We start from the raw sequence: 11,231 nt of genomic DNA on the forward strand, positions 1-11,231 counted from the left end.
GGGACAACCGGTGGCGCGTCGGGGGCACCGCCTCGCCGGGCGGCGCCTGCGTGGTGGTTTCGATCGGCTCGCGTGCGATCAGCGTCATCAGACGTCCCGCGCCTCGAAGTCGATCCGGGGATCGATCCACATATAGGTGAGATCGGAAATCAGGTTCACCACCAGGCCGACCAGGGAAAAGATAAAGAGCGTGCCAAACACCACCGGATAGTCGCGATTGAGTACGCTTTCGAAGCCGAGCAGGCCGAGCCCGTCGAGCGAGAAAATGGTCTCAATCAACAGCGAGCCTGAGAAGAACGCGTGGATGAAGGCGCTGGGAAAGCCGGCGATCACGATCAGCATGGCATTGCGGAACACGTGTCCGTACAGCACCTGGGTCTCGCTGCAGCCCTTGGCGCGCGCAGTCATGACGTATTGCTTACGGATCTCGTCCAGGAACGAGTTTTTGGTCAGCAGCGTCATGGTGGCGAACGCACCGAGCGCCATCGAGATCAGCGGCAGCGTCAGGTGCCAGAAATAGTCGAGGATCTTCCAGTACCAGGGAAACTGGCTCCACCCGTCGGAGGTCAGTCCGCGCAGCGGAAACCAACTGAAGAATGAGCCGCCGGCGAACAGGATGATCAACAGGATCGCGAACAGAAAGCCCGGAATAGCGAAGCCGACGATGATCACCGCAGAAGTCCAGGTGTCGAATTTCGAGCCGTCCTGCACCGCCTTGCGAATGCCGAGCGGAATCGAGATCAGATAGGTCAGCAACGTCATCCAGATCCCGAGCGACATCGAAACCGGCAGCTTCTCCTTGATCAGCTGCAGCACGCTGACATCGCGGAAGTAGCTCTTACCGAAATCGAACCGCGCGAAATTCCACAGCATGATCGCGAAGCGCTCGGGCGCCGGCTTGTCGAAGCCGAACTGCTTCTCGAGGCTCTTGACGAATTCCGGATCGAGCCCCTGGGCGCCGCGATATTTCGAGTTCACCGCGTCCGCCGAACCGGCGACCTGCGGCCGTGCACCGAAGTCACCACCGGACGAGCCCGAGATGCGCGACGAGGCGCCGGTGTCGGCGCCAGAAATCTGCGCGATCACCCGTTCAACCGGACCGCCGGGCGCGAACTGCACGACGACAAAAGAGACGAACAGAATCCCGAGCAGGGTTGGAAACATCAGCAGGACGCGGCGAGCGATATAGGCGGCCATGCTATTTCTTCCCCCGGTCGGCCGCAGCCGCCGTATCCTTCGCCCACCACAGTTCCGGCACGCCGACGCCGGCGTATTTTGGTAGATTGGGCGGATGGCCGAACACGTCCCAATAGGCGAGCCGGTGCGAGGCCGAATACCATTGCGGCACCCAATAGCGCCCGGCGCGGATCAGACGGTCGAGCGCCCGCGCCGCGACCACCAGCTTGATGCGAGTGTCGGCGGCAATCACCTGATCGATCATCGCATCGATCACCGGATCGGAAATGCCGGCGAGGTTGTTCGAACCCTTGGTGGCGGCCGCCTGTGACGAGAAGAAGTTGCGCAGCGCGTCGCCCGGCACTGTCGAAAAGCTGTAGCGCTCGATCGCGAGATCGAAATCGAAATCATCGCGCCGCGCCCGCTGCTGCACCGGATCGACCATCCGCAAGGTTGCTTCGATGCCGAGCGTGCCGAGGTTCTTGATGAACGGCATATGGTGGGGCTGGAATGCCGGCTCTTCGAGCAGGAATTCGACGCGGAAAGGCTCACCGGACGGCGTCAAGCGTTTGCCGTTCTTGATCGGGAAACCCGCGTCGTTGAGCAGCTGCGCGCCGTGGCGCAGCAGCGCGCGGTCCTGCCCGGAGCCGTCGGAGGCCGGCGGCACGAACGGCGCACCGAACACCTCGTCCGGCACCTTGCCGCGAAACGGCTCGAGCAGCGCCAGTTCTTCCGGCGACGGCGCGCCCACCGCCATCATGTCCGAGTTCTGGAACGGCGACACCGTGCGCGCATAGGTGCCGTACATGATGGTCTTGTTGGTCCATTCGAAATCGAACGCGCAGCCGAGCGCTTCGCGCACCCGCGGGTCCTTGAATTTGTCGCGGCGGGTGTTGATGAACCAGCCCTGTGCGCCCGACGGCGTGTCGTCCGGCAGCATCTCGCGCTTGACGCGGCCGTCGTGGATGGCGGGAAAATCGTAGCGCGTGTTCCAGATCCGCGACGTGAATTCCTCGCGAAACAGGTAGCTGCGCCCGGTGAAGCCTTCGAAGGCGACGTCGCGATCGCGATAGAATTCGAACCTCACCGTGTCGAAATTGTACGATCCGACATTCACCGGCAGCTTGGCGCCCCACCAATCCTTGACCCGATCGAATTCGATATAGCGGCCCGATTCCATCCGGCCGACCTTGTAGGGCCCACTGCCGAGCGGTACTTCCATGGTCGATTCATCGAACGGCTGCTTGGCGTAGTATGCTTCCGAGAACAGCGGCAGCGCGGCGACGAACAGCGGCACGTCCCGACCGCGCTTCGGCTTGAAGGTGACAATCAAGGTCGCGTCGCCGTCGGCCGTCGCCTCAATGAAGTCGCGCAGTTGCTGCGTGATCAACGGATGGCCTTTGGCCTTCAGAATGTTGAGCGAGAACGCGGCGTCACGCGCGGTCAGCTTGCTGCCGTCGTGAAATCGCGCCTCGGGCCGCATCGTAAAGCGATAGGTCAGCCCATCGGCGGAGATCGCTACCTTGGACGCGGCAAAGCCGTACATCGCATCCGGCTCATCGCCCGCGCGCGCCATCAGCGTCGCAAAGGTCAGGCCCATCCCCTGCGCACCGTCGCCCTTGAGGATGAAGGCGTTGAGCGAATTGAAGGTCTGGAACGACTGATTGAAGGCGCGGACCGACGGAATGGTCGAGAACAGCCCGCCCTTGGGAGCCTTCGCATCGACGTAGTCGAACTGCACGAAATCGGCCGGATACTTCAAGTCACCGAACGCCGAGATGCCGTGGGAGACCGTTTCACCGTCGGCCGCGACGGCGGTGCCCCGCATCTGCGCGGCGGCGAGCGCGCCGACGCCGAGAGCGAGCACGTTGCGACGATTGAGCTGCGCCATACGCGAAGCAATCCTCAAGAGCGCTTGCCGAGGTTGGCGGCCTTGTCGGCGTCGTACCACCACAGCGCCGGCAGACCGGAGCGGGCGTATTTCGGCAGAGGCGCGTGCCCAAACCGATCCCAGCGCGCGTAGCGCATGAAACCGTAGGTGAATTGCGGCACGACGTAGAAGTTCCACAGCAGCACGCGGTCGAGCGCCCGCGTGGCGGCAACCAGCGTGGCCCGGTCCTTGGCGTAGATCACCTTCTCGATCAGCTCATCGATGGCCGGATTCTTGATGCCAATGGTGTTGTGCGAGCCCTGTTCATTGGCCGCCTGCGATCCCCAATAGTCGCGCTGCTCGTTACCGGGCGACAGCGACTGGCCCCACAGATCGGTGATGATGTCGAAATCGAACGCGCGAATCCGGTTCTGATACTGCGCGTCGTCGACCACACGGATCGAGACGGCAACGCCCAGCCGCTCCAGCGACGGCTTGTAGAACAACGCGATCCGTTCCGACGATGGGTCCTGCACCAGGATCTCGACCACCACCGGCTTGCCGGACGGATCGACCAGCTTGCGATCCTTGATGTCGAAGCCGGCTTCTTTCACCAGCTTGATCGCCTCGCGCAAGTTGGCGCGCACCGCCTCCGGATTGCCGCCGACTGGATTGGTGTAGGGCTGCGTGAACAGCTCGGCCGGCACCTTGTCGCGCACGGTTTCGAGGAACGCCAGCTCCTGCCCTTCAGGCAGCCCGCTGGAGGCGAGCTCGGTGCCTTCGAAGAAGCTCGCGATCCGCTTGTACTGTCCGTAGAACAGCTGCTTGTTCATTTCCTCGAAGTCGAACGCGTAGTTGAAGGCACGGCGCACCCGCGGGTCCTTGAACATCTCGCGGCGCGTGTTCAGCACGAAGGCCTGCATCCGTCCGGAGTCGTTGATCGGGAATTCTTCTTTGACGACGCGCTTGTCGTTCACCGCCGGGAAGTCGTAGGCGGTCGCCCACTGCTTGGCGGAGTTCTCCATGATCCAGTCGGCCTGATCGGCCTTGAAGGCTTCCAGCGCCACCGTGTTGTCGCGGAAGTACTCGAACCGCAGTTCGTCGAAATTGTTCTGGCCGATCCGCACCGGCAGCTTCTCGCCCCAATAGTCCTTCACCCGCTCCAGCACGACCGAGCGGCCGGCGACGAATTCCTTGATCTTATAGGGGGCGGAGCCGAGCGGCGGCTCCAGCGTCGTCGCCGAGATGCCGCGCTTGCGTCCCTGCGCGTCGGTGCCTTCCCACCAGTGCTTCGGCAGCACCATCAATTCTCCGACGATGGTCGGCAGTTCGCGATTGCCCGGCGCATCGAAGGTGAAACGGATGTCGCGCTCGCCGACCTTCTCGGCTTTGACGACATGACGATAATACGAGGCGTAGCGCGGGCTGTACTTCTTCAGCGCGTCGAACGAGAACACCACGTCGTCGGCGGTGACCGGCTTGCCGTCGTTCCAGCGTGCTTCCTTGCGCAGGCGATAGATCACCCAGGAAAAATCGTCGGGATGCGCGGCGCCCTCAGCGAGCAGACCGTACTCGGTGCCGACCTCGTCCTGCGACGGCGTCATCAGGGTTTCGTAGAGATACCCCGCAGGACCGGCGATGTTGCCCTTCACGCCGGCGACCGCGAGATTGAAATTGTCGAAGGTGCCGAGTGCGATCTGCCGCGCGATACCGCCCTTCGGCGCTTTCGGATTCACATAATCAAACTGCGCGAAGCCGGCCGGATATTTGAGGTCCCCGAACAGCGACAGGCCGTGGCGCCAAGCCGCGCCATCGACCGCGGTTTCGGCGCGCGCCGCGCTCGCCCCAAACGGACCGGGGCCGAAGCTCAAAACCGGAGTCGCTGCGGCCAACAAGCCGCCCTGCAGAAGATGTCGTCGGGTCAACGTCACGATACTGAAATCCCTGTTCGCTGCGGTCTTCGCCCAGACCGGACTGTCCGAGGATTCGTCCGATTATGGCGATTTTGGCGGAGGATAACACCCCACGCACGGCCGACTTGCGGCGAAAGGTCCCGGTTACCGATGTTTAATCCGCACCGGTTTCGCAAAACAAAACGGCCGGGAAAATCCCGGCCGTTCAACATTCCAATCTTGGAAAATCGTTACTTCTCCGCCGTCGCCGGCAGCGCTTCGGGCTTGTCGGAATTCTTGTTGAGATAGGCGATCAGGTCGGCCCGTTCCTTGTCGTTCGGAATGCCGGCGAAGCTCATCGCAGTGCCGGGGATGTAGCCCTTCGGATTGGCGAGGAACTTGTTGAGCTCGTCGAACGTCCAGGCGCCGCCCTTGGCCTTCATCGCAGCCGAGAAATTGAAACCGTTGCGGCCTTCGCCGCGATGGTCGCCGACGATGCCGTAGAGGTTCGGGCCGACGCGGTTCGGGCCGTCTTTTTCGAAGGTGTGGCAGGCGGCGCACTTCTTGGCGACCTTGGAGCCCTGGTCGACCGAGGCGGTCTGCAGCAGCTTCTCGATCGGCTCGTCCACCTTCGGCGCAGCATCCTTAGCCTGGGCCGGCTCGGCTTCCTTCACGGCGATGGCGTAGCCCTGCTTTTCGGGCTTGGTCGGGGAAAAGATCGCCTGCGCGGCGAAGTTGGATAGCAACAGGATCAGCAAGGTCCCGAAGATCGCGCCGACAATTTTGTTGAGTTCGAAAGTATCCATTTTCGCTCGCGTTTCCAAACCAGCCCGCGTCCGGACTTGTTCATCGGAGGCATTCTCAACTCGACTTTAGTCGGGATGAGATATCGGTTTGCCCCTGCGCTGGCAACCCGTATAAACGCCTCACACGCGTCGCTTCGGGCAGCCTGATACCAGTTCCGGCATTCGCTGCGGTGCATCATCCGCTGCAAGCGATCCTTCCATGACATCTCCTGCCACTCTGGTTCTGATCCCCGCCCGGATGGCCGCGACGCGGCTGCCGGGCAAACCGCTGCTCGACATCGCCGGGCTACCGATGGTGGTGCAGGTGCTGCGCCGGGCGCAGGCGGCAGAGATCGGCCGGGTGGCGGTGGCGACCGATACGCCGGAGATCGCTGCAGCCGTGACCGCCCATGGCGGCGAGGTGGTGATGACCCGGTCCGATCATCCGTCCGGATCGGACCGCATCTTCGAGGCGCTGCAGATGCTGGATCCGGAGCGCAAGATCGAGACCGTGATCAACCTGCAGGGCGATTTCCCGACCATCCGCCCCGAGCAGATCGGCGCGGTGCTGGGGCCGCTCGCCGACCCGGCCGTCGACATCGCCACGCTGGCCGCCGAGATCCACACCGAGGAAGAAGCCACCAACCCGAACGTGGTCAAGGTGATCGGCTCGCCGCTCTCCGCGGACCGGCTGCGGGCGCTTTACTTTACTCGCGCCACCGCTCCCTGGGGCGACGGGCCGCGCTACCATCACATCGGCCTGTACGGCTACCGCCGCGCCGCCCTGGAGCGGTTCGTGGCGCTGCCCCCTTCCCCGCTCGAGTTGCGCGAAAAGCTCGAACAGCTCCGTGCGCTGGAGGCCGGCATGCGGATCGACGTCGGCATCGTGGATACCGTGCCGCGCGGGGTCGACACGGCGGCCGATCTCGAGACCGCACGGCGCGTGCTCGGCGGCTGACCCCGCCCCCTGGCGAAAACCGCTACGGCTGCTAGAACGCGCGCCAGACACAGGACGCTAAGATCAGACCATGAAAATCGCATTCCAGGGCGAACCCGGCGCCAATTCCCACATCGCGATCAGCGACGCCTATCCCACCGCCGAGGCGATGCCTTGCGCCACCTTCGAGGACGCGCTGAGCGCGATCTCCTCGGGTGAAGCCGATCTCGGCATGATCCCGATCGAGAATTCGGTCGCCGGCCGCGTTGCCGACATTCACCACCTGCTGCCGACCTCCAAGCTGTTCATCGTCGGCGAGTGGTTCCTGCCGATCCGGCATCAGCTCGTCGCAGTGCCCGGCGCCAAGCTCGAAGACATCAAGACGGTCGAGAGCCACGTCCACGCGCTCGGCCAGTGCCGCCGCATCATCCGCAAATTCGGACTGAAGCCGATCGTCGCCGGCGACACTGCCGGCTCGGCACGGATCATCGCCGAACGCGGCGACAAGACCTGCGCGGCGATCTCGTCGCGGCTGGCGGCGAAGATCTATGGTCTCGACATCCTGGCCGAAGACATCGAAGACGAAGCGCATAACACTACCCGCTTCGTGGTGCTGGCACGCGAGCCGCGCTGGGCCGCGCAAGGCTCCGGCAAGCTCGTCACCACGTTTGTGTTCCGCGTGCGCAACCTGCCGGCCGCGCTCTATAAAGCGCTCGGCGGCTTCGCCACCAACGGCGTCAACATGACCAAGCTGGAAAGCTACATGGTCGACGGCAATTTCTTCGCGACGCAGTTTTACGCCGATGTCGAAGGCCATCCCGAGGATCGCAACCTCGCCTTCGCGCTCGACGAACTGAAATTCTTCTCCCGCGAATTCCGCATCGTCGGCGTCTATCCGGGCCACCCGTTCCGCGACACGTTCAGCGAGCGCTGACTTCAGATCTCGTCATTGCGAGGAGCGTAGCGACGAAGCAATCCAGCTCCGTGCGCGGAACCTCTGGATTGCTTCGCTGCGCTCGCAATGACGAACTTTGAGACAGTACCGAACTACGCCGCCGCGCGCTGCAGCTCGAAGGCGTCGGCCAGCAGGCTGTAGCTGCGCTTGCGCGCTTCGTGATCGTACACCGCGGTAATCACCATCAGCTCGTCGGCGTGGCTTGCGGAGATCAGCGGCTGCAACGCCTGCCGCACCGTCGCCGGACTGCCGACGAACAGCCGCGAGCGATTGCGCGCGATCGAGGCGCGGTCTGCGTCGGTGTACGAATAAGACAAAGCTTCTTCGACACTCGGCAGCGGCACGTAGCGGCCGCGATCGCGTAGCAGGCGACTGAGATCCATCGAACTTGCGAGCCGCTCCGCTTCCTCATCGGTGTCCGCCACAACGGCGGCGACGGCCAAAATGCCATGCGGCGTCGATCGCCAACGCGTCGGACGGAAGTTGCTGCGATAATGCGTCAGCGCCTCGACGGCATCGTGGGACGCGAAGTGGTGCGCAAAGGCGAAGCCCATGCCGACCTGCGCGGCGAGTTCGGAACTGTAGTCGCTGGAGCCGAGCAGCCAGATCGGCGGCAGCGGCGTATCGTCGGGCATCGCGACGACGTTGTTGTAGGGATGGCCGGGCGGAAAGCCGCGCGTCTCCCACAGCGTCAGCTCCTGCAGCCGCTCCAGAAAATCATCGCCCTCGCGGCCGTCGAGCCGCCGCCGGAGCGCGTGCATCGTCGCCTGATCGGTGCCCGGCGCGCGGCCGATGCCGAGATCGATCCGGCCGGGGAACAGCGCTTCGAGCATCTTGAAGCGCTCCGCCACGACCAGCGGCGCATGGTTGGGCAGCATCACGCCACCGGAGCCGACATGGATGCGTTCGGTCACCGCCGCGATCTGCCCAATCATGATGTCCGGCGCCGGACTCGCGACTGAAGGAAGATTGTGATGCTCGGCCAGCCAATAGCGCACATAGCCCAGCGCATCCGCATGGCGCGCAAGGTCGATCGAGTTGCGCAACGCCGCAGCCGGCGGTGTGCCGGTGGTGACGACGGACAGATCGAGGATCGAGAGTGGCAGCATTTGCCTAACCTAGTGCGCGACCGAGGCGGGCGCAAAGGTATTGGGCTAGGCAATTCGACGATCCCCTGCCCCTTTCTTTCGGAGTGGGCAGAATGACCGTCTCCTTGGGAAGGTCTGGCTCATCTGGTTCCGCCAGAATCGCTGCGTCGCACACAACCATCTGATGGATCGTTTGATTTTCGAAACAGGCGCGGGACACGCCCTGCCCACCCCGGGACAGACCACAGCTCCATCCAACGCACAAAACGGACTATTTTGGGCAACTTCCCAAACTGATATCGCCCAAAGTGGGCTGGCCGCCGAAGGCAGTTCGGCCTAATTTAACGCGGTTCGTGGAGGTTCCTGACCGTTGGGCAGCCGCACGCGCCTGTGGACGCCCGAACCGCCCTTTCAAACTGGATGACCATCAGATGAGCGACCTGCCGCAGCAGCTTCCGGCGATTTCCTTCGAGTTCTTCCCACCGAAGACCGAAGAGATGGAGCGCAATTTGTGGCAGGCGATCAGCCGGCTGGCGCCGCTGCATCCGAGCTTCGTCTCGGTCACCTATGGGGCCGGGGGCTCCACCCGGGAGCGGACCCACGCCACGATCGCGCGTATTCTGAAAGAAACCGATCTGACCCCGGCGGCGCATCTCACCTGCGTCGATGCCCCCTGTGCCGACGTTGACGACGTCGTGGCGCGGTATCACGACATCGGCGTCCGCCACATCGTGGCGCTCCGCGGCGATCCGACCACCGGGCTCGGCGGCACCTACACGCCGCATCCGCAGGGCTATCGCAGCTCGGCCGATCTCGTCGCCTCGATCAAGCGCCGCTATCCGGACATCGACGTCACGGTGTCGGCCTATCCGGAGAAGCATCCGGAGAGCACCGGCTTCGATGCCGACCTCGACATCCTGAAGGCCAAGGTCGATGCCGGCGCGACCCGCGCCATCACCCAGTTCTTCTTCGATAACGACCTGTACTTCCGCTACCTCGACCGGGTCCGCGCCCGCGGCATCAACATCCCGATCGTGCCGGGCATCCTGCCGGTGCAGAACTTCAAGCAGGCCGCCGGCTTCGCGGCCCGCGCCGGCGCCAGCGTGCCGGACTGGCTGGCCAAGCAGTTCGAAGGCCTCGACGACGATCCCGACACCCGCAAGCTGGTGGCCGCCACCGTCGCGGCCGGCCAGGTGCACAAGCTCGCCAAGCACGGCGTCAACAACTTCCACTTCTACACCATGAACCGCGCGGACCTGGTGTTCGCCATCAGCCATCTGCTGGGCTTCCGGCCGATCGCCAAGCAGAAGGCCGCGTAAGCAGTGTCCGATATGACCAAGCCCATTTCCGCAGCCCGCACCCAACTTTTGGCCCTCGCCGCGCAGCGGATCCTCGTGCTCGACGGCGCGATGGGGACGATGATTCAGCAGCTGCAGCTCGATGAAGCTGCGTTCCGCGGCGAGCGGTTCAAGGATTTCCACCGCGACCTGCGCGGCAACAACGACCTGTTGATCCTGACCCAGCCGCAGGCGATCGAGGACATCCACGCGCAGTATCTGCGGGCCGGTGCCGATATCGTCGCGACCAACACCTTCTCCTCGACCTCGATCGCGCAGGCTGACTACGACATGTCGGACCTCGCTTACGAGATGAGCCGCGACGGCGCCCGCCTCGCCCGCAATGCCGCCGCCAAGGTCGAAGCCGAAGACGGCAAGCCGCGCTTCGTCGCCGGCGCGATCGGCCCGACCAACCGCACCGCCTCGATCTCGCCCGACGTCGCCAATCCCGGCTACCGCGCGGTGACGTTCGATGATCTGCGCATCGCCTATAGCGAGCAGATCAACGGCCTGCTCGACGGCGGCGCCGACATCCTGCTGCTCGAAACCATCTTCGACACGCTGAACGCCAAGGCGGCGCTGTACGCGATCGCCGAGATCGCCGACGCCCGCGGCATCGACGTGCCGGTGATGATCTCCGGCACCATCACCGACAAATCCGGCCGCCTGCTGTCGGGCCAGATGCCGGAAGCGTTCTGGAATTCGGTGCGGCACGCCCGGCCGATCACCATCGGCTTCAACTGCGCACTCGGCGCCAAGGATCTGCGCGCCCACATCGCTGATATCAGCCGTGTCGCCGATACGCTGGTCTGCGCCTATCCCAACGCCGGCCTGCCCAACGAATTCGGCCAGTACGACGAGAGCCCGGAATACATGGCCGGTCTCGTCGGCGAGTTCGCCGAAGCCGGCCTCGTCAACATCGTCGGCGGCTGCTGTGGCACCACGCCGGCCCACATCAAGGCGATCGCCGAAGCGGTCGCGCCGCATAAGCCGCGTGTGATCCCGACGATCGAGCCGCGGCTGCGGCTCTCAGGCCTCGAGCCGTTCGAGCTAACCAAGGACATTCCGTTCGTCAACGTCGGCGAACGCACCAACGTCACCGGCTCGGCGAAATTCCGCAAGCTGATCACCGCCGGCGACTACGCCGCCGCGTTGCAGGTGGCCCGCGATCAGGTCGAGAACGACGCCCCG

General features: G+C 64.0%; 9 protein-coding genes. 4 read left to right on the forward strand and 5 right to left on the reverse strand.

Going from position 1 to position 11,231, the window contains the following annotated elements; all coding sequences use genetic code 11:
* Window positions 1-87: 87 nt before the first annotated feature.
* The 4 genes from DYI24_RS12475 to DYI24_RS12490 all read right to left on the reverse strand — a co-directional run bounded on the left by DYI24_RS12475 (window position 88) and on the right by DYI24_RS12490 (window position 5,744).
* Complete coding sequence (locus DYI24_RS12475) at window positions 88-1,197, reverse strand: microcin C ABC transporter permease YejB (RefSeq protein ID WP_107345446.1); 1,110 nt, start codon at window positions 1,195-1,197, stop codon at window positions 88-90.
* Window position 1,198: 1 nt separating this feature from the next.
* Entirely contained in the window at window positions 1,199-3,067 is a 1,869-nt protein-coding gene (locus tag DYI24_RS12480) for an extracellular solute-binding protein (RefSeq protein ID WP_164572508.1), read from the reverse strand.
* Between the two features lie 14 nt (window positions 3,068-3,081).
* Window positions 3,082-4,977, reverse strand: a complete 1,896-nt coding sequence (locus tag DYI24_RS12485; RefSeq protein ID WP_164572509.1) for an extracellular solute-binding protein — start codon at window positions 4,975-4,977, stop codon at window positions 3,082-3,084.
* Between the two features lie 212 nt (window positions 4,978-5,189).
* Entirely contained in the window at window positions 5,190-5,744 is a 555-nt protein-coding gene (locus DYI24_RS12490; protein ID WP_107345449.1) for a c-type cytochrome, read from the reverse strand.
* Between the two features lie 199 nt (window positions 5,745-5,943).
* Here DYI24_RS12490 and DYI24_RS12495 point away from each other — a divergent pair, with 199 nt between their 5' ends.
* A complete protein-coding gene (locus DYI24_RS12495; protein ID WP_164572510.1) occupies window positions 5,944-6,681 on the forward strand; it encodes a 3-deoxy-manno-octulosonate cytidylyltransferase in 738 nt (245 codons plus the stop codon).
* 70 nt (window positions 6,682-6,751) lie between these two features.
* A complete protein-coding gene (locus DYI24_RS12500) occupies window positions 6,752-7,594 on the forward strand; it encodes a prephenate dehydratase (RefSeq protein ID WP_107345451.1) in 843 nt (280 codons plus the stop codon).
* A gap of 113 nt (window positions 7,595-7,707) precedes the next feature.
* Here DYI24_RS12500 and DYI24_RS12505 read toward each other — a convergent pair whose 3' ends face one another.
* Entirely contained in the window at window positions 7,708-8,724 is a 1,017-nt protein-coding gene (locus tag DYI24_RS12505) for an LLM class flavin-dependent oxidoreductase (protein WP_164572511.1), read from the reverse strand.
* Between the two features lie 410 nt (window positions 8,725-9,134).
* Between DYI24_RS12505 and metF the strand changes: the two genes are divergently transcribed.
* Together metF and DYI24_RS12515 are read left to right on the forward strand one after the other, a co-directional pair.
* Window positions 9,135-10,022 (forward strand): methylenetetrahydrofolate reductase [NAD(P)H], encoded by an 888-nt coding sequence (gene metF, locus DYI24_RS12510; RefSeq protein WP_164572512.1) that lies wholly within the window; start codon window positions 9,135-9,137, stop codon window positions 10,020-10,022.
* A gap of 12 nt (window positions 10,023-10,034) precedes the next feature.
* The coding region (locus DYI24_RS12515; RefSeq protein ID WP_205523492.1) for a homocysteine S-methyltransferase family protein at window positions 10,035-11,231 on the forward strand (1,197 nt) is incomplete at its 3' end.

It is taken from the genome of Rhodopseudomonas sp. BR0C11, from assembly GCF_010820945.1.
GTDB classification, from domain to species: domain Bacteria; phylum Pseudomonadota; class Alphaproteobacteria; order Rhizobiales; family Xanthobacteraceae; genus Rhodopseudomonas; species Rhodopseudomonas palustris_H.

What these genes read in the sequence shown, in the direction of transcription:
- DYI24_RS12500 (WP_107345451.1), top strand. Translation starts at nt 6,752, where the DNA reads ATGAAAATCGCATTCCAGGGCGAACCCGGCGCCAATTCCCACATCGCG.
- DYI24_RS12495 (WP_164572510.1), top strand. Translation starts at nt 5,944, where the DNA reads ATGACATCTCCTGCCACTCTGGTTCTGATCCCCGCCCGGATGGCCGCG.
- metF (WP_164572512.1), top strand. Translation starts at nt 9,135, where the DNA reads ATGAGCGACCTGCCGCAGCAGCTTCCGGCGATTTCCTTCGAGTTCTTC.
- DYI24_RS12505 (WP_164572511.1), bottom strand. Translation starts at nt 8,724, where the DNA reads ATGCTGCCACTCTCGATCCTCGATCTGTCCGTCGTCACCACCGGCACA.
- DYI24_RS12490 (WP_107345449.1), bottom strand. Translation starts at nt 5,744, where the DNA reads ATGGATACTTTCGAACTCAACAAAATTGTCGGCGCGATCTTCGGGACC.
- DYI24_RS12475 (WP_107345446.1), bottom strand. Translation starts at nt 1,197, where the DNA reads ATGGCCGCCTATATCGCTCGCCGCGTCCTGCTGATGTTTCCAACCCTG.
- DYI24_RS12480 (WP_164572508.1), bottom strand. Translation starts at nt 3,067, where the DNA reads ATGGCGCAGCTCAATCGTCGCAACGTGCTCGCTCTCGGCGTCGGCGCG.